The organism is Sphingomonas sp. RB1R13 (genome assembly GCF_036663775.1).
In the GTDB taxonomy this organism is placed as follows: domain Bacteria; phylum Pseudomonadota; class Alphaproteobacteria; order Sphingomonadales; family Sphingomonadaceae; genus Sphingomicrobium.
This window is the reverse complement of record NZ_JAXOJM010000002.1, coordinates 321,868-338,051: the sequence shown is the minus strand read 5'-3', so window position 1 is coordinate 338,051 and position 16,184 is coordinate 321,868. Positions and strand designations below refer to the sequence as shown.

Sequence of the window (16,184 nt, the reverse complement as noted above, 5' to 3'; positions counted from 1 at the left end):
ATCGGGCGGGGTTTCGAGGCGCATTTAGGCGATGCCGTCCCAAAGTTCCACCCTGCGCGGCTCGACAACAGACCTATCGCCCGACCATCTCCGCCGCATTGGCGAAGCGATAGTCGGCGAACTGCTCGCGCAGGGTCTTCTTGCTCAACTTGCCCGTCGCGGTGTGGGGAAGTTCATCGACGAACTCGACCGCGTCGGGCAGCCACCACCGCGCGACCTGGGTTTCCAAGTGCGCACAGATGGTCTCGGACGTGACGTCGCTGCCCGGCGCACGCACGACTACCAGCAGCGGGCGCTCGTCCCACTTGGGGTGGACGATCCCGATGGCCGCCGCCTCGGCCACGCCGGGCACTCCGACCGCAGCATTTTCAAGCTCGATCGAACTGATCCATTCGCCGCCCGACTTGATGACGTCCTTCGATCGGTCGGTGATCTGCATCGTCCCGTCGGGATGGAGCGCGGCGACATCGCCCGTGCCGAACCAGCCGTCATCAGCGGCGGCATCGGCAACTTCCTTGAAATAGCGGCGGATGACCCATGGCCCACGCACCTGGAGGTCGCCGCTGTGCAACCCGTCGCGTGGCAGGACTGACCCGTCCTCGCCAAGGATGCGAAGCTCGATCCCGAATGGAGTCCGTCCCTGGTGCATGGTGTAGGCGATCTGCTGCTCGTCGGTCATTTCGCCCCATCCCGGGGGCTTCCCTCCGATCGAGCCGATCGGCGAGGTCTCGGTCATGCCCCAGGCGTGCATGACGTGGACGCCCTTCTCGCGGAACCACTCGATCATCGCGCGCGGTGCGGCCGATCCGCCGATGGTGACATAGCGAAGCGCCGAAAGGTCCGCCCCGGTGCGCTCGATATGTTCGATCATTCCCAGCCACACCGTCGGCACCCCGGCCGAATGGGTCACGTTCTCGTCGCGATAAAGGTCGCATAATTGGGCCGGACGATAGTCGGCCGACAGTACAAGCTTGCACCCGGTCAGCGGCGCCGCCCACGGGATCCCCCAGGCATTGGCGTGGAACATCGGCACGATCGGCATGACGCAGGCGTCAGCCGACAGGTTGAAGCTGTCGGGGGCGACTTCGGCCATGGCGTGAAGCATCGTCGAGCGGTGCGAGTAGAGCACGCCCTTGGGATTGCCGGTCGTCCCGCTGGTGTAGCACAGGCTGCACGGGTCGAGTTCGTCGCCCTCGTGCCAGGCATAGTCGCCGTCGTGGGGCGCGAGCCATCCGACAAAGCTGTCCTCATCCTCGACCGGCGGATCGAAGCAGATGAAAGTCTCGATGGTTTCGAGTCGAGATTTCAGCCGCTCGACAGTCTCGGCGAAGGCGTGATCGTAGAGCAGCACCCGGTCTTCGGCATGATTGGCGATGAACAATATCTGGTCGTCGAACAGCCGCGGATTGATCGTGTGGAGGACCCCGCCCATGCCGATCGCGCCATACCAGGCGGTGAGGTGCGACGAATGGTTCATCGCCAGCGTCGCGACACGGTCGCCTGGCTTGATCCCCAGCGCCTCGAGCGCTTGCGCCATACGCCGTGCATCATGGGCGACGTCGCGCCAGTTGCTCCTTGTGACGCGTCCGCCGGCCCACGCGGTGACGATCTCCCGCTCGCCATGTTCACGTGCCGCGTGATCCACAAGCCGCATCACGCGCAGCGGCCAATGCTGCATTGCTCCGAGCGATGTCACCAAAGCTTCCCCTAACGCCTGTGCAAACCGAGCAAGCGACTTGTCGCCTAGCCGACGTACGGGCGCAAGCGCGCAATCGCAGGCTTTTAGAAGGGCATCTTGAAACCCGGCGGCATTGGCAGCGCTGCGGTCACCTTCTGCATCTCGATCCCCGAGGCGATGTCGGCCTTGGCCCGCGCATCGTTGAGCGCGGCGGCGACGAGATCCTCGAGCATCGACTTTTCGGAGGCGACCATCAGGCTGTCGTCGATCTCGACGCCGAGGATGCGGCCTTTCGCGGTCGCGCGGATCTTGACCAGCCCACCGCCCGATGCGCCCTCGACCTCGACCGTGTCGAGCTTGTCCTGCGCGCGCTGGAGTTCGGCTTGGGCGTCCTGCGCCATTTTCATGATGTCATCGAGATTGGGCATGGATCGGGTCCTTGGTGATGATCGATTCGAGGGTGGCGTCGGGGAAGGCGGCCATCAGCGCGGCCATGACCGGTTCTTCCATGATCGCCGCGCGATCGCGCTCATCGGCCATTTTTGCCTGGTCGAGGAGCGAGGGATCGCCGCCGCTTTCGGCCAGCGTCACGCTCCACGCCGCGCCGGTCGCTTCCTTGGCCGCACTGGTCAGGTCGCGAACGAAATCTGCGCCGAGGGGTCGGATCGGGCGAAGGACGATCGTGCCGGGGGCAAAGCTGACCAGCCCGACATGATCGCGAAGGGCGATCCCGAGCCGCATCTTGCCGGTGTTTTCGATAAGATCGACGAACGCCGGGAAGCTGTCGGCAACCGGTGCGGACGACGACGCTTGCGCGCTCGGTCCCGGCCGCGTCGCGGGGAAACGAGCGGGTGCCGTGGCGGACCCCTCACCCTGCCCCAGCCGGGCGATCAGCGCGGCGGGATCGGGCAGGTCGGCGGCGTGGACCAGGCGAAGCAGCGCCATCGCCGCAGCTTCGTTGGGATCGGGCGCGATGGTGACGTCCTGCAGGCCCTTGAGCAGCAATTGCCACAGCCGGTGAAGGACTGCCCAGCCAAGCTGCGCCGACCACTGTGCCGCCGCGTCGCGTTCCTCGGCCGACTGCAGCACGTCGAGCGGAGCGCCGGCCTTGACCCGAGTGACCGAGTGGACCGTCTCCATCAGTCCGCGCATCAGCGAAGCAGGGTCGAGCCCGAAAAGATGGGCTTCATCGAGCTGGCTCAGCGTCGCCGCCGCGTCACCCGCGATCAACGAAGCGAACAACCGTCGCACCCGCCCGCGATCGGCGAGGCCGAGCATGTCGCGGACGTCGGTCGCGGTCACCCTCCCCTCGCCATGGGCAATCGCCTGGTCGAGGATCGACAGCCCGTCGCGCGCGCTGCCCTCGGCGGCCTGGGCGATCACCGCTAGCGCCTCGGGCTCGACCTCGACATTCTCCGCCGCCGACACTTTGGCGAAGTGTGCGGCAAGGGTTTCGGCGGGGATACGCTTGAGGTCGAACCGCTGGCAGCGCGACAGGATCGTCACCGGCACCTTGGCGACTTCGGTCGTCGCGAGCAGGAATTTGACGTGCGCCGGCGGCTCCTCGAGCGTCTTGAGCAGCGCGTTGAACGCCGGTTTCGACATCATGTGGACTTCGTCGATGATGTAGATTTTGTAGCGACCTGAGACCGCCGAATAACGCACCGCCTCGATCATCTCGCGGACGTCGTCGACGCCATTGTGCGAGGCGGCGTCGATCTCGATCACGTCGATGAAGCGGCCTTTGGTAATCGCGCGGCATGGCTCGCACACCCCGCATGGGTCGATCGTCGGCCCGCCATTGCCATCAGGGCCGATGCAGTTGAGCGCTTTCGCCACCAGCCGCGCGGTCGAGGTCTTGCCGACCCCGCGCACCCCGGTCAGCAGGAAGGCATGCGCGATCCGGCCCCGCGCGATGGCGTTGCCAAGCGTCGTGACCATCGCGTCCTGGCCGATCAGCTCGCCGAACGACTGGGGCCGATATTTGCGCGCCAGCACGCGATAGGCGCCATTGGCCACCGCCGGCGGGGCGATGTCGGGAAGTTCGAGGCCGAGCCCCGGTGATTCGTCGTCGGTCATTAGGGTTGGGTCTAAAGCCTCAAGCCGATGTTGGCGAGGCGGGTGAGAGCCGGACGACCCGGCACGATATCCTTGTGGCTGCTTCCTTCCGGATCTGACCAGGTTGGGGACTGCACCGTCCGCCCGACTCTCGGGGCGGGCCTATGGGCGAAGCGGCGCGAACGATCAAGCCGGGCGCGCCGCTTGCCTCATCCTAATAGCGCGAGCGGCAGACGCGGACCTTATGGCCGTGGCGCATCTGGTTATAGCATTTGCGGCGCATGTGATGGCGCATCTTGTGATTATCGCTGGCGCGCATGTGCGATTCGCTGTGGCGCGTGCTGGTGGTCGTGCTGTGGTTTATGGTCGTCGGCGCCGGTGCGGGCTTGGTCGTGGTTGTGGTGGTCTGCATCGTCGACGTCTGGGCAATTGCGCCGGTCGACAGCAGGCCGACGGCAAGCATTATGATCATTTTCATGGCATCTCTCCCTGAGCCGATACGCGGCCCGCGAGCATAACCCGCAATGTGACGCCTGCGTTCCTATCCCCGCCGCCAGTCGAGGCTGGAAGGGGGCATGCGCACTGTCAGACCTTCGGCAGGCACCAGGATCTGGCACGAGAGGCGCGAAGTCCGCGTGACCCCGACTGCCAGATCGAGGAGGTCGTCCTCATCCTCGGTCGCGCGGGGCAGCTTCTGGAAATCTTCGGGCGCGATGATCACGTGGCATGTCGAGCAGGCCATCTGCCCCTCGCACGCACCCTCAAGCGGCTGGCCCTGGGCCTGGGCAAGATCAAGCAGATTGCTGCCGATGGCGGTGGTCACTTCGCAGTCAAGCGCACCGTCGGCCTTGAGAAAACGGACAAATGTCATCCAACCACCCTCTGCGACCGCGCGGCTTGGTCAAGCCGTTGGCACGCGCTCACCAATTCATCCTCTGCGGTGTAGCGGCCAAAGCCAAGCCGGATCGACGAGCGGGCCTGACGGTCGGTGAGCCTCAGCGCGCGCAGGACGTGGCTCGGTCGGCCCGACCCGCTGGCACAGGCCGATCCGAGCGAGAAGGCGATGTCGCGGCAATCGGTCAACAGGCGCGCGGCGTCGAGCCCCTCGCGGCGCAGGTTGAGGTTGCCGTGGTAGCGGTCGGTCGCGCTGCCGTTGAGGGTCCAGTCGGGGCCCAGCGCCGTGCGAGCAGCGGTCCACAGGCGATCGACATGGGCGCGGTCATCAGACATGTTTTGCGTCATCAACCGCGCAGCCTCGCCGAAGCCCGCGCACAGCATCGGCGACAGCGTTCCCGATCGGCCAAGCATCTCCTGCGCGCCGCCGTGGAGCAGCGGATCGAGCCTCACGCCCTCCCCGACCCACAAGGCGCCGATCCCCTTGGGGCCGTGGATCTTGTGCGCCGACAGCGCGATCATGTCGGGGCCCTCGGGCAGCGGCATCCGACCATAGCCCTGGACCGCGTCACACAGCATCAGCGCGCCCGCACGGCGCGCAAGCTGCGACAGCGCAACGATCGGCTGGATCACGCCAATCTCGTTATTGACCAGCATCGCTGCGACCAGCGCAGTGGAATCGTCGATCGCCACGGCCGCCTCGTCGAGGTCGACCAGCCCTTCAGGACCGACGCCGAGCCGGACCACTTCGACCCCGCGCGCGCCAAGCCATTCGGCGGTGTCGAGCACGGCGGCATGTTCGGTGGCGATGGTCACAAGCTTGCGCCGGGGCCCAAGCTCACTCACCCCCTTGATCGCCCAGTTCAGCGCCTCAGTCGCGCCCGAGGTGAATGCCAGGGCGCCGCCCTCGGGCAACAGCCGCGCAACCTGATCCCGCGCCACCTCGATCGCCGCCGCCGCTCGCCGCCCCTCGGTCGAAGGACTGTGCGGGTTGGCGAAGCGATCGAGCCACGGGGTCATCGCCGCCTTGACCTCGGGCGCGAGCGGGGTGCTCGCCTGATAGTCAAGATAAGTCATACCGCACGCCCCTGCCCGACCTGCCGCTTCGTTGCGATCCGCCGCCATTCTGTCAGGAAAGCATCGACATCGGCTTCGGTCGTACTAGCCCCGAAGCTCACCCTGATGGTCGAGGCCGCGACCTCGGGGGCGATCCCCATGGCGGCAAGTACATGGCTCGGTTTCATCGATCCCGACGAGCAGGCGCTCCCCGCGCTGACCGAAATGCCGGCGAGGTCGAGCTGGACCAGCTGGCTCGCCGAACTGACGCCGGGCATCGCGACCCCGCCGATCGTGGCAAGACGCGCGGCGCACTCGGCGATGATGACCCCGCCCTCGGAGCGAATGGCTTCCTCAAGTCGCGCTCGAAGACCGGCAAGCCGCGGCATGGCGTCGCGTACGGCACCACCAGCCAGCGCCGCGGCCAGCCCTGCCGCCCCCGGCACATCCGACGTCCCCCGCCGATAGCCCTTTTCCTGCCCGCCCGACGGAGCGAGCTTGGCAAGGTCGCGGACCAGCAGCACGCCGACCCCCGGCGGCCCGCCCAGCTTGTGTCCCGACACGGCGATGAAATCGGCATCGGGCAGGTCGATCTTGCCTGCCCCCTGCGCCGCGTCACACAGCCACAGCGACCCCGCTGCGCGGATCCGGGCGCCAATCTCCGCAGCGGGCTGGATCACCCCCGTCTCGTTATTGACCAGCTGGATCGCGACCAGCGCAGGACCTTCGGCCATCGCGGCATCGAGCTCGTCGAGATCGACCAGCCCGTTGCAATCCACGCGAAGCACGATCGCCTCCGCGCCCATTGCATGGGTCACCATTTCATGTTCGGTCGGCCCGACGATGCGCCGTTCGGGCCTCGCCCTTGCGGCGGCAATCGCGATCGCCTCGCTCGCACCAGACGTCAGGATGACGTCATGCCGCCAGCCGAGCGCCTCACCGATCGTCCGCCGCGCTTCCTCGAGCGCGGCTCGTGCCGCGCGCCCGTCGGCATGCGGCGAGCTGGGGTTGGCCCAGTGCGCCATCGCCTGCGCCACCGCCGAGCGCGCTCCATCGATCACCGGCGTGGTCGCGGCATGGTCAAGGTAGATGCGGCGGCTCATGTCGGATCGTGAACTCAAGATTGCGCTCGGGGGCTTGAGGCCTATATAGCCAAGGCGTCTCCGCCCTCTAGCGTATCGAGCCCCATGCCCGAAGTTATTTTCCCCGGTCCCGAAGGCCGTCTCGAAGGCCGTTTCAATCCCGGGCCGCGTCCGCGCGCGCCGGTTGCCGTGATCCTGCACTCGCACCCCCAGGCCGGGGGCACGATGAACAACAAGATCGTGCAGCTGCTGTACCAAACCTTCGTCCGGCGCGGCTTCGCGACTCTGCGCTTCAATTTTCGCGGGGTCGGCAAGAGCCAGGGCCTGTTCGACAACGGCGTCGGCGAACTCAGCGATGCCGCCTCGGCGCTCGACTGGGTCCAGTCGATCCATCCCGAGGCGCAAACCACCTGGGTCGCGGGCGTCAGCTTCGGCGCGTGGATCGGGATGCAGCTGTTGATGCGTCGGCCCGAGATCAAGGGCTTCATCTCGATCGCCCCGCCAGCCAACATGTATGACTTCAGCTTCCTTGCGCCCTGCCCGTCGTCGGGCATCATGATCCAGGGCGAGGCCGACGAGGTCGTCACCCCGATCGCGGTCCAGAAGCTGGTCGACAAGCTGCGTACCCAGCGCCACATCACCATCCACCACGACGTGATCCCCGGCGCCAACCACTTCTTCGCCAACGAGCTCCCCCAGCTGATGGGCAGCGTCGACGACTATCTCGACATGCGGCTCGACAAGGATCTGAAGCGGTAGGTCGGCGGCCTAGACCGTCCAGATTATAACATTCGCGACCAAGACAATCGCCGCACCGATCATCAGCAGGCCGCGCTGGCGGTCTTCGGGGCGGAGCGCCAGGCGCACGCCGAAGATCGCCAGCAGGATCGCCGCAATCATTGCCAGGCCGAGGGCCGCTTCGCCGATGCCACTCAACTTCTTCTCCTTCGCAATCATATCTTAACCCCGTTTGGCTAGCCGCGACAAATGAACAGTCCGTGCCAGCCGACCCTCGACGAGGCGTTTGAGCGGATCGAAGCGACGATCCTGCCGTGCCTGACGATGGTCCTCGATTCGCTGCTCGATGCAGCGGCTGGGGTTGGCGATACCGATCCCAAGGCGCTTGCCGCCGAATTGCGCACGCTTGCCGCCGAACTCGATGGCCTCACCCATGCGGTCGAGCGTTCGGGCCCGGCGATGCGCGACATGGCGGCGCTCCAGCACGTCGCCTGACCGCCGCCAACTGCGCCACGACAAATAGGTAGATCTCCGAGTTTTTCGACGAAACGACAGCTGGCGTCGCCAGTCTGTTCCTCCCACGGCCGCCAACTTTTCAAAAATGGTTGCATAGGAGGTCCCCCCCCCATATATCGCCCCCCTCGCTGCCCCATGGGACTTCCAACCGCAAGGCAGCTTTCGTGAACGACTGTTGGAGGTCCCTTGAGTTGCACAACCATCATCGCGCGCTGGGGCTAGCAAAAGCCCCGTCCGTCGGCATTGCAAATGCCGCCGAGATCGCAAAGCTTCGCCCGGTCCAGCCGGTGACGTTGCTTCGTCCGCATGCTGCCCGCAGGGCTGCCCGATTCTTCACCCAGAAGTTTCCGGGGCGGTCGCTCTATGCGGTCAAGGCGAACCCCTCCCCGGCGCTGCTCGAACTGCTGTGGGCCGAAGGCGTCACCCATTATGATGTGGCCTCGCTTGGCGAGGTCAAGCTGGTGGCCGAAACGCTGCCGGACGCGACGCTGTGCTTCATGCACCCGGTGAAGGCCGAGGAAGCGATCGCCGAGGCCTATCACGTCCATGGCGTGCGCACCTTCAGCCTCGACACGCTCGACGAACTCGCCAAGATCATGCGCGCCACCGCGACGGGTGACGATCAGGCATCCGACCTCAACCTGCTGGTTCGCCTGCGGGTTTCCTCGGAGCATGCCAAGCTCAGCCTCGCGACCAAGTTCGGGACGGAGCCGCATGACGTGAAGCCGCTGCTGTTCGCCGCCCGCCAGGCGGCCGACGCACTCGGCATCTGCTTTCATGTCGGCAGCCAGGCGATGAGCCCGCAGGCCTATCGCGACGCAATGGCGCAGGTCCGCGATGCGATCGTGTCGGCCGCCGTGACGGTCGACATCGTCGATGTCGGCGGCGGCTTTCCGTCCTCCTATCCGGGGATGGAACCGCCCCCGCTCGAGGCTTATTTTGCGACCATCCACGAGACGTTCGAGGCGCTGCCGATCAGCTATTCTGCAGAGCTGTGGTGCGAGCCGGGTCGCGCGTTGTGCGCAGAATATGCCAGCGTGCTGGTCCGCGTCGAGAAGCGCCGCGGCGACGAGTTGTACATCAATGACGGGGCCTATGGCGCGCTGTTCGACGCCGCGCACATCGGCTGGCGCTACCCGGTCGCGCTGGTCCGCGAGCCGACGAGCGACGTTCGCCCGATGAACTTCAGCTTCTATGGCCCGACCTGCGACGACCTCGACTATATGGTCGGGCCGTTCGAACTGCCCGGCGACGTTGGCCCCGGCGACTATATCGAAGTCGGGATGCTCGGCGCCTATGGCTGTGCCATGCGCACCGCGTTCAACGGCTTCGGCACGGTCGAGCGGGTGATCGTCGACGACGAACCGATGGCGAGTTTGTACGGCGGCTCAGTTGCCCTCCCCGATACGAACGCCTTAAAGGGCTAGAATCAGTGGTCCCGTGAAACGGGCCATATGATCGTGGGTCTCCACCGTCCCCCTGACGACGGCGGATTCGTGTCTGGAGACCCTGCGATGAACACCCCGATCAACGATACCCGCAAGGCGGAGCTGCTCTCGTCGGCCGTCGAGCATATCGACATCACCAGCTTCGATGCCCGCCCGATCGTCGAGGCGATGGGCAAGATGAGCTTCACCAGCCGCGACCTCGCCCGCGCCACCGGGCTTTACAACATGATGCTGGAAGACGGCAGCTGTTCGATCATCCTGGTCATTGCCGGATCGACCTCGGCGGGCGGGTGCATGGATCTTTATGCCGAGCTCGTACGGTCGAACATGGTCGACGCCATCGTCGCCACCGGCGCCACCATCGTCGACATGGATTTCTTCGAAGCACTTGGCCACAAACATTACCAGGCGCTTGAAATTCCTGACGATGACACGCTGCGCTCGCTCTACATCGACCGCATCTACGACACCTATATCGACGAGACGCAGCTTCAGGATTGCGACTTCACCATCGGCAAGATCGCCGACAGCCTCGATCCCAAGCCCTATTCCTCGCGTGCCTTCATCCGCGAGATGGGCAAGTGGCTGATGGAGCATGGCAAGAAGGACAACAGTCTGGTCAAGCTCGCCTATGAGCATGACGTGCCGATCTTCTGCCCGGCGTTCGTCGATTCATCGGCGGGGTTCGGCCTGGTCAAGCACCAGGTCGACCGGATGAAGGAAGGCAAGCCCTACATGGTGCTCGACGCCATCGCCGACTTCCGCGAATTGACCGACATCAAGATCAAGGCCGGCACCACCGGCCTGCTGATGATCGGTGGCGGCGTGCCCAAGAACTTCACCCAGGACACGGTCGTGTGCGCCGAAATCCTCGGCCACCACGATGTCGAGGTTCACAAATATGCCGTCCAGATCACCGTCGCGGACGTTCGTGATGGTGCCTGTTCCTCCTCGACGCTTCAGGAAGCGGCCAGCTGGGGCAAGGTGTCGACGGCGATGGAGCAGATGGTGTTCGCCGAGGCGACCTCGGTCCTGCCCCTGCTCGCCAGCGACGCATGGCATCGCGGCGCGTGGAAGACCCGCGCCAAACGCTCATTCGCCAAGATGTTCGACTAGCCGAGCACAACATGTTTGCTTAGCCCGTCATTGCGAGCGAAGCGAAGCAACCCCGCACTGACCAGTGGATTGCTTCGCTTGCGCTCGCAAGGCCGATCACTCTTGTCACTCTAAGCAATCTCCCCCACTCTCCTGCGTCTAACAGGGGGGACTGCTAATCATGACTCATAATCCACTGCTCGGCCCGGTCGTCGCGCTCGTTGCCTGGTCGCTGGTCATGCTGCTGTGGATGGTCATCAGCCGTCTGCCCGCGATGAAGAAAGTCGGGATCGACCTGAACACACGCGTCGGCAGCAAGCCCGGTGCGCTCGACGGCGTTGTCGACGACAAGGCCCAATGGAAGGCGCATAATTATATCCACCTGATGGAGCAGCCGACGCTGTTCTACGCGATCGTCTTCGCGCTTATCCTGATGGGGCAGGAATTGCCGTTCAACACCATGCTGGCATGGGGCTATGTCGGGCTTCGCATCGCGCACAGCATCGTCCAGGCGACGTGGAACCGGATCCTCGTCCGGTTCATCCTTTTCGCGCTGTCGAGCCTGTGCCTGATCGGGCTGACGCTTCACGCCGCGATCGGGATCATGCACGGCTGAAGGCGGAGACCAGTTCGATGTGGGTCGACCAGCGGAACTGGCCGACGGGCTGGACCCACATCAGCCGATAGCCGCCTTTGGCGAGCGTCTCGGCATCGCGAGCGAAGGTTGCGGGGTTGCAGCTGACATAGGCGATCCGGGCGACACCCGACGCGGCCAGCGCCGACACTTGCTCATGCGCGCCCGCTCGCGGCGGGTCGAGCACGACCGCATCGAAGTCCGTCAGTTCGGCGGGCTGGTAGGGGTTGCGGTAGAGATCGCGGTGGTCGGCGGTGACCGGGCGCCCTGCCCGCGTCGCAGCGGCCTTGAGGCACAGGATCGCCTCGCGCGAGGCCTCGGCAGCGGTGACGTCACCGTCGAGCGCGAGCGCGAAAGTACCGAGGCCGGAAAAGAAGTCGGCGATGTGCGCGGCCCCGGCGGTGGCCTCGCGGACCCCCGCGACCAGCGCCGCTTCGCCATCGCGGGTTGCCTGAAGGAAGGCGCCGACGGGAAGCGCGACGGGGATGCCCGACAGGGTGACGGTCGCGGGAACGGGCTCATAACGGACTTCGGCGCCATAGCCCTCGTCGAGGCTCAGCCGGGCCAGGTTGAAGCGCTCGCCGAAGCGGGTCAGCCCCTCGGCGGCGGCCAGTCCCTCGGCCTCGACCCCGGCAAGAGCCACATCGACCCCCTGGTCGGCCAGCGTGAGCTGGATCGTCGCGGCGCGCTTGGGGCGCAACATCGGGCCGATCAGCTTGCGCAAGGGATCGACCAACGCAAACAGTTCGGGCGCGAGAACATGGCATTCACGCATGTCGACGATGCGCTTCGACTGGCCCTCGTGGAAGCCGATAGCGACCCCCCCGCCGAGGCGAAGTGCGTGAAGGCTGGCGCGGCGGCGGGTTTTGGGCGGGGACAGCAGGGCGGGCCTGATCTTCGTCTCAATCCCATGCTGGGCCAGCGCACCGGCAATGCGTTGCTCGCAATAAGCGGCGTACGCGGCGTCGGTGAGATGCTGAAGCTGGCATCCACCGCAAACCGGGAAGTGGCGGCACGGTGGCTCTTGCCGGCCTGGACCGGGCTCGATCGTGCCATCTTCGTGAAGCAGGTCACCGGGCGCGGCGAGCGCGGCGTGGCGGCCACTGGCGGTGACCCCGTCCCCGCGCGCGGCGATGCGAACGATGGGTTCACTCATCGAAGCGCTTCAACCAGATCGTCGGCGATCATGTGCGAGCCGGCCCGTTCTGCCGCGCGGCCGTGGAGCCAGACCCCTGCGCAGGCCGCCTCGAACGACGGCATGCCGCGGGCGCGCATCGCGGCGATGATCCCGGCGAGGACGTCCCCCGTTCCGGCGGTCGCCAGCCATGCCGGAGCAGGCGGTGCAAAGCCCAAGCGTCCGTCGGGGCTCGCGACCAGCGTATCGGGTCCCTTGAAAACAACGACCGCGCCGCTTGCCTTGGCCGCAGCGAGCGCCTGTTCGGCCTTGGTTCCGGGCAGCGTCCCGAACAGCTCGCTGAACTCCCCGGCATGGGGCGTCAGGATGGCGTCGTGGCCGCGCAGGCGGTCGGGCTCACCGACATGGCCGATGGCGTCGGCGTCGATCACCACCGGGCGCCCGGCGGTCAAGGCGAGGGTCAGCACTTGTGGAATGTCACCGAGTCCGGGTCCGACGACGAGGCAGCCGATACGCGGGTCGTTGACTTCGGCGGTGTCGGTCTGGACGATCGAAGAGGGCAAATTGTCGATCGCGCGCGACGTGCTGACCCGGACATAGCCCGCCCCCGAGCGCGCCGCCGCGCGGGCTGAAAGCCCGATCGCGCCGGGCATTTTGCCGGCGAGGAGGTGGACCAGTCCGCGCTTGAACTTGTGGCCGTCGGGGTCGAGTGGCGGAAGCTCGGGCTCGCCAATCTCGAACCAGTCGGAGACAATCGGAATGCCGAGGTCGGCAAGGATGATCTGCCCGCAGCGGCGCATCCCCGGGGCAAGTCGATGCGCCGGCTTGAGGGCCCCGAACGTCACGCAAAAATCGGTACCGGGATGGTCCGAAAGCAGCGCCCCGCTATCGGCTTCCACCCCACTCGGCACATCGCACGCGATCCGCAAGCGCGCAGCAAAGGACAACCGTTGAAGCTGACTGATAACAGCATCTTCCAGTGGTTTCTTCAGTCCTGTTCCGAACAGACAGTCGATCAGCAGCGGACTTGCCGGAGTTTCGCTGTCGAGCAGTTCATACCGTGTCCGAGCGTGTTGCCTCGCCCCCCGCGCCGCAACGGTCCGCGGTTCCCCCACGCAGGCGATCCGCACCTCGACTCCACGCTCGGCGAGGATCCGCGCGGCGACATAGCCATCGCCACCATTATTGCCGGGTCCGCACAGGATCAGCGCGGGCATGGCCCCGGCGACCTGCCACGCTGCCTCGGCCAGTGCGGCGCCGGCGCGTTCCATCAGTTCGGTTTCCGGCGTGCCGGCGGATATGGCGGATTGTTCGGCGGCGCGCATGGCGGCGGCGGTGAGGATCGGGCGCATGGGGCCCCTTAGACGCTAAGCCTCAGCGAATGAAGCTTGGCAAATGCCACCAGTCGGGCGGGACAGCGGCGGCGGCTCCGTCGCGCGCGGCTTCATCATCGAACAGCGCAAAGCAAGTCGCGCCCGAGCCCGACATGCGGGCGGTGGAGACGCCGGGTTGCTTGCCGAGCCAGTCGAGGACCGAGCCGATCGCGGGGACGAGCGCACACGCGGCAGGCTCGAGGTCGTTACGACCGTCGCGCCAATGATCGAGTGGGCCACGGTCTATGCCGTCCCAATCGGCGAAGACGGCGCCAGTTGAGAGCGGCTCGCGCGGGTTGACAAGGAGCACGGGCGCGGCGGCGACGTCGGCATCTTCAAGGGCGAGATTGTCCCCTGCCCCACTACCCCGCGCAGTCATGCTGAGCAGGCAGGCCGGGACGTCGCTGCCCAGTGTGGGCGCGACCGCCGAGGCATGGACGGGGTCGATTCCCCACAGGCGGGTGAGCAGGCGGAGTGCGGCGGCCGCATCGGCCGAACCGCCGCCAATGCCCGACGCGACGGGCAGGTTTTTGGTCAAGTGGAGCGTAGCATTCGCTTCGATATCGGCGGCTTCGGCCAGTGCCCGAGCGGCACGGATCACCAGATTATCATCACCCGCCGACAGACCCTCGGCAAAAGAGCCGGCGATGGTCAGGGCAAGCCCCCGCCCTATGCCGGCCTGAAGCCCGTCGCCGTCGGTGCAGAAGGCGAAGATTGTCTCGATATCGTGGCGACCGTCGTCGCGGCGGCGGCGGACGTGGAGGGCGAGATTGAGCTTTGCCGGAGCGGGTTCGGACAAAAGCTCGGGAACGGGATCGCTCACGGCGCTGCGGTCGTCGGCCCGAGCCCCTGGTCGATCTTGGCGGCAAGGCGCGTGCTGGCCTTGACGTCGGCAGTGGCGAGCGCGGCGCGCCACGCGAAGCGCGCTTCGAAACGGCGCCCGGCGGTGTAAAGTGCGTCGCCGAGATGCTCGCCAATCTCGCTTTGCGCGGGGTCGCCGACGGCTGCTTTTTCGAGCGTATTGATCGCCTCGTTGGTCTTGCCACGCTTGTAGAGCGCCCAGCCGAGCGAGTCGGTGATCGAGGCATCGTTGGGGCGAAGGGTCGAGGCCTTGCGGATCATCGCCTCGGCGGCGTCGGCATTTTCGCCATGGGTCAGCTCGGCATAGCCGAGGAAATTCAGCAGCAACGGGTTTTCCGGGGCAAGCGCCAGTCCCTGCTCGATCGCGCGGCGTGCCTCTGGCCAGCGGCCGGCCTGTTCGAGCGCGCTTCCGGCGAGGAGGTAGCCGGTCCAGGCGTCGGCGGCACCAGTGCCCGAGCGCGGCATCATCGAGACGGCGCGCAGATAGGCATCGGCAGCATCGCTATCACGATCGAGCGCGTCATAGACATCGCCGAGCCGGGTAAAGTCGCTGTTGTCGGCATCCCGGTCGGCGGCGGCGGCGCGGGCGAGCGCGAGCGCTTCGTCATTGCGCTTGACCTTGAGCAAGCTGCGGGCGCGGGCGTCGCGGGCCTGGCCGCCGAGGAAATCGTCGGGCGAGACGCTGGCGAAGGCGGCGAGCGCATCGGCATTGCGGCCCGACTGGTCGAGCAGCAGACCAAGCACGATCGCGCTTTCGCTGTTGCCCGGAGCGGCGAGTCGCGAGATCTGGGCGAGCGCGATGGGCAAGTCCTGATCATCCGCGCGATTGAGACTGATGGCGAGGCCGAGGAGTATTTCGGCGACGGCCCCGGCAGGGGTTTCGATCCGCTGGCCGAGCGACTGGCGCGCGGCGATGCGGGCGCGGGCGACGGCGAGGCCGCGACCAGGAGCATCCAGCAGGGCGAGGGCGCGGGCGGGATCACCGGCGGCGCGGAACGCTTCGGCCAGTTCGAGCCGAACGCGCGTTTCGCGCCCGCCAGCACCGGCGATGGCACGGCGGGCGAAGGGGTCGGCCTCCTCGGTCCGCCGAAGCGCGGCGAGGATCAGCGCGCGCTGTTCGGGGACGAAGGCGCCAAGCGGTCCGCTGGTCGGGATCTGGCCAATGGTGGCGATGGCGGCCGGGTCCCGCCGCTGCGCCTGATCCCAGGCGCGGACGAGCGGGCCCATGAACGTGAGGTCGGGCGACTGACCCGGGCTCTCGAGCACGGCCAGCGCCGGAGTCAGGCGATTGCCGCGAAGGTCGTCGGCGACGATCAGAAGCCGCTCGGAAAGCGAAAGCTCCTTCGCCGGGAGCACGCGCACGAGGCGCAGCGCGAGCGGGAAATCGCCCGCAGCAATGGCGCCCTCGATCGCGCGCTGGGCGATGGTCGGGTCGGCCGGGTCGCTGGCGGCGAGGCCGGCGAAGAGGGTGGCGGCGCGGGACTGGTCACCAACGACTTCGGCCCCGCGCGCCTGGACATAGGTGCGCAGCAAGTCGTCGGGGGCGGGACGCGCGCTGGGCGCGGCAAGGCCGGGAGTGATTGCCACAAACGAGGAGAGGGCAACCAAGGCGAGGC

At 66.6% G+C, this 16,184-nt stretch carries 17 protein-coding genes and 1 other RNA gene; 5 read left to right on the top strand and 13 right to left on the bottom strand.

Annotated elements, in window-relative coordinates; genetic code table 11:
• Positions 1-73: 73 nt before the first annotated feature.
• From U1700_RS07810 to U1700_RS07775, 8 genes are all read right to left on the bottom strand, one after another.
• The gene (locus U1700_RS07810; protein WP_332752268.1) at positions 74-1,678 is read right to left on the bottom strand and encodes a long-chain fatty acid--CoA ligase; all 1,605 of its coding nucleotides are present in this window, start codon (positions 1,676-1,678) and stop codon (positions 74-76) included.
• Between the two features lie 104 nt (positions 1,679-1,782).
• A complete protein-coding gene (locus U1700_RS07805; protein ID WP_332751683.1) occupies positions 1,783-2,106 on the bottom strand; it encodes a YbaB/EbfC family nucleoid-associated protein in 324 nt (107 codons plus the stop codon).
• Complete coding sequence (locus U1700_RS07800; protein ID WP_332751681.1) at positions 2,090-3,757, bottom strand: DNA polymerase III subunit gamma/tau; 1,668 nt, start codon at positions 3,755-3,757, stop codon at positions 2,090-2,092. The genes U1700_RS07805 and U1700_RS07800 overlap by 17 nt, the downstream gene beginning before the upstream one ends.
• Positions 3,758-3,797: 40 nt before the next feature.
• Positions 3,798-3,890: signal recognition particle sRNA small type (gene ffs, locus U1700_RS07795), an RNA gene on the bottom strand.
• Between the two features lie 60 nt (positions 3,891-3,950).
• Entirely contained in the window at positions 3,951-4,214 is a 264-nt protein-coding gene (locus U1700_RS07790; protein WP_332751679.1) for a hypothetical protein, read from the bottom strand.
• Positions 4,215-4,277: 63 nt separating this feature from the next.
• Positions 4,278-4,607 (bottom strand): 2Fe-2S iron-sulfur cluster-binding protein, encoded by a 330-nt coding sequence (locus U1700_RS07785; protein ID WP_332751677.1) that lies wholly within the window; start codon positions 4,605-4,607, stop codon positions 4,278-4,280.
• Positions 4,604-5,707 carry a cysteine desulfurase family protein gene (locus U1700_RS07780; RefSeq protein WP_332751676.1) on the bottom strand — a complete coding sequence of 368 codons (1,104 nt, stop codon included), beginning with the start codon at positions 5,705-5,707 and terminating at the stop codon, positions 4,604-4,606. Before U1700_RS07780 ends, U1700_RS07785 begins: the two co-directional genes overlap by 4 nt.
• Positions 5,704-6,789, bottom strand: a complete 1,086-nt coding sequence (locus U1700_RS07775; protein WP_332752266.1) for a cysteine desulfurase family protein — start codon at positions 6,787-6,789, stop codon at positions 5,704-5,706. The genes U1700_RS07780 and U1700_RS07775 overlap by 4 nt, the downstream gene beginning before the upstream one ends.
• A gap of 84 nt (positions 6,790-6,873) precedes the next feature.
• Here U1700_RS07775 and U1700_RS07770 point away from each other — a divergent pair, with 84 nt between their 5' ends.
• On the top strand, positions 6,874-7,527 hold the full coding sequence (locus U1700_RS07770; RefSeq protein WP_332751674.1) for an alpha/beta hydrolase: 654 nt from the start codon (positions 6,874-6,876) through the stop codon (positions 7,525-7,527).
• A gap of 9 nt (positions 7,528-7,536) precedes the next feature.
• On the opposite strand, the gene U1700_RS07765 is transcribed toward U1700_RS07770, so the two are convergent.
• Entirely contained in the window at positions 7,537-7,704 is a 168-nt protein-coding gene (locus U1700_RS07765) for a hypothetical protein (protein ID WP_332751672.1), read from the bottom strand.
• 51 nt (positions 7,705-7,755) lie between these two features.
• Between U1700_RS07765 and U1700_RS07760 the strand changes: the two genes are divergently transcribed.
• The 4 genes from U1700_RS07760 to U1700_RS07745 all read left to right on the top strand — a co-directional run bounded on the left by U1700_RS07760 (position 7,756) and on the right by U1700_RS07745 (position 11,181).
• Positions 7,756-8,001, top strand: a complete 246-nt coding sequence (locus U1700_RS07760) for a hypothetical protein (protein WP_332751671.1) — start codon at positions 7,756-7,758, stop codon at positions 7,999-8,001.
• A 212-nt stretch (positions 8,002-8,213) separates the two neighbouring features.
• Entirely contained in the window at positions 8,214-9,449 is a 1,236-nt protein-coding gene (locus tag U1700_RS07755; protein WP_332751670.1) for a type III PLP-dependent enzyme, read from the top strand.
• A gap of 87 nt (positions 9,450-9,536) precedes the next feature.
• Complete coding sequence (locus tag U1700_RS07750; RefSeq protein ID WP_332751669.1) at positions 9,537-10,586, top strand: 1,9-bis(guanidino)-5-aza-nonane synthase; 1,050 nt, start codon at positions 9,537-9,539, stop codon at positions 10,584-10,586.
• 160 nt (positions 10,587-10,746) lie between these two features.
• On the top strand, positions 10,747-11,181 hold the full coding sequence (locus U1700_RS07745; RefSeq protein WP_332751668.1) for an MAPEG family protein: 435 nt from the start codon (positions 10,747-10,749) through the stop codon (positions 11,179-11,181).
• Here U1700_RS07745 and U1700_RS07740 read toward each other — a convergent pair.
• Genes U1700_RS07740 through U1700_RS07725 form a run of 4 tightly spaced genes read right to left on the bottom strand, consistent with a single transcriptional unit; the run spans position 11,168 to position 16,155 of the window.
• Positions 11,168-12,355: a class I SAM-dependent RNA methyltransferase gene (locus tag U1700_RS07740; protein ID WP_332751666.1), complete on the bottom strand. Its 1,188-nt coding sequence runs from the start codon at positions 12,353-12,355 to the stop codon at positions 11,168-11,170. The two genes, U1700_RS07745 and U1700_RS07740, sit on opposite strands and share 14 nt — an antisense overlap.
• Positions 12,352-13,686: an NAD(P)H-hydrate dehydratase gene (locus U1700_RS07735; RefSeq protein ID WP_332751664.1), complete on the bottom strand. Its 1,335-nt coding sequence runs from the start codon at positions 13,684-13,686 to the stop codon at positions 12,352-12,354. Before U1700_RS07735 ends, U1700_RS07740 begins: the two co-directional genes overlap by 4 nt.
• A gap of 22 nt (positions 13,687-13,708) precedes the next feature.
• Positions 13,709-14,530, bottom strand: coding sequence for a 4-(cytidine 5'-diphospho)-2-C-methyl-D-erythritol kinase (locus U1700_RS07730; RefSeq protein WP_332751662.1), 822 nt, complete (start codon positions 14,528-14,530; stop codon positions 13,709-13,711).
• Entirely contained in the window at positions 14,527-16,155 is a 1,629-nt protein-coding gene (locus U1700_RS07725; protein WP_332751660.1) for a tetratricopeptide repeat protein, read from the bottom strand. Before U1700_RS07725 ends, U1700_RS07730 begins: the two co-directional genes overlap by 4 nt.
• Between the last annotated feature and the right edge of the window lie 29 nt (positions 16,156-16,184).

What these genes read in the sequence shown, in the direction of transcription:
- U1700_RS07810 (WP_332752268.1), bottom strand. Translation starts at nt 1,678, where the DNA reads ATGCAGCATTGGCCGCTGCGCGTGATGCGGCTTGTGGATCACGCGGCA.
- U1700_RS07805 (WP_332751683.1), bottom strand. Translation starts at nt 2,106, where the DNA reads ATGCCCAATCTCGATGACATCATGAAAATGGCGCAGGACGCCCAAGCC.
- U1700_RS07800 (WP_332751681.1), bottom strand. Translation starts at nt 3,757, where the DNA reads ATGACCGACGACGAATCACCGGGGCTCGGCCTCGAACTTCCCGACATC.
- U1700_RS07790 (WP_332751679.1), bottom strand. Translation starts at nt 4,214, where the DNA reads ATGAAAATGATCATAATGCTTGCCGTCGGCCTGCTGTCGACCGGCGCA.
- U1700_RS07785 (WP_332751677.1), bottom strand. Translation starts at nt 4,607, where the DNA reads ATGACATTTGTCCGTTTTCTCAAGGCCGACGGTGCGCTTGACTGCGAA.
- U1700_RS07780 (WP_332751676.1), bottom strand. Translation starts at nt 5,707, where the DNA reads ATGACTTATCTTGACTATCAGGCGAGCACCCCGCTCGCGCCCGAGGTC.
- U1700_RS07775 (WP_332752266.1), bottom strand. Translation starts at nt 6,789, where the DNA reads ATGAGCCGCCGCATCTACCTTGACCATGCCGCGACCACGCCGGTGATC.
- U1700_RS07770 (WP_332751674.1), top strand. Translation starts at nt 6,874, where the DNA reads ATGCCCGAAGTTATTTTCCCCGGTCCCGAAGGCCGTCTCGAAGGCCGT.
- U1700_RS07760 (WP_332751671.1), top strand. Translation starts at nt 7,756, where the DNA reads ATGAACAGTCCGTGCCAGCCGACCCTCGACGAGGCGTTTGAGCGGATC.
- U1700_RS07750 (WP_332751669.1), top strand. Translation starts at nt 9,537, where the DNA reads ATGAACACCCCGATCAACGATACCCGCAAGGCGGAGCTGCTCTCGTCG.
- U1700_RS07745 (WP_332751668.1), top strand. Translation starts at nt 10,747, where the DNA reads ATGACTCATAATCCACTGCTCGGCCCGGTCGTCGCGCTCGTTGCCTGG.
- U1700_RS07740 (WP_332751666.1), bottom strand. Translation starts at nt 12,355, where the DNA reads ATGAGTGAACCCATCGTTCGCATCGCCGCGCGCGGGGACGGGGTCACC.
- U1700_RS07735 (WP_332751664.1), bottom strand. Translation starts at nt 13,686, where the DNA reads ATGCGCCCGATCCTCACCGCCGCCGCCATGCGCGCCGCCGAACAATCC.